1 protein-coding gene is annotated in these 581 nt (G+C 61.8%); it reads right to left on the bottom strand.

What is annotated here, in order from left to right; all coding sequences use genetic code 11:
* The coding region (locus tag AC1RJY_RS24005; protein WP_498603725.1) for a lipoyl synthase at window positions 1–581 on the bottom strand (581 nt) is incomplete at both ends.

Genomic DNA, 581 nt, shown 5'->3' with positions numbered 1-581 from the left:
TACCGGAACGCCGGACGGATCCGCTTGAAAATCCTCGGCACGGTCTCCACGTTGTGCGCGAACACCTCGGGCTTGGAATCACAGATCGCCGCGATGTGCTCGGGCTTGCCGGAGAAATCAGGGATCAGCAACTCCACGCCCGTGCCCGGGTTCAGTTCATGGATCTTCCGGACCGTTTCGGCGTACAACCACACACCCTCATCGGCCAGGTCATCACGGGCCACCCCGGTCACCGTGGCGTAGCGCAACTGCATCGCCTGCACGCTGCGGGCCACCTTGGTGGGTTCGAACATGTCCACCGGGGAGGGTTTGCCGGTATCGATCTGGCAGAAATCACAGCGCCGGGTGCACTCGGACCCGCCGATCAGGAACGTCGCTTCCTTGTCTTCCCAGCACTCAAAAATGTTCGGGCAGCCGGCCTCTTCACACACCGTGTGCAGGCCTTCCTTCTTCACCAGGTTCTTGAGCTGGACGAACTCCGGCCCCATCTGGACCTTGGCCTTGATCCACTCGGGCTTACGTTCAACCGGGACCGCCGAGTTACGCTGCTCAACGCGCAGCAACTTACGGCCTTCAGGTGC

The organism is Arthrobacter sp. GW822-FHT05G07, assembly GCF_058799755.1.
This window is presented reverse-complemented; position numbering and strand designations above follow the sequence as displayed.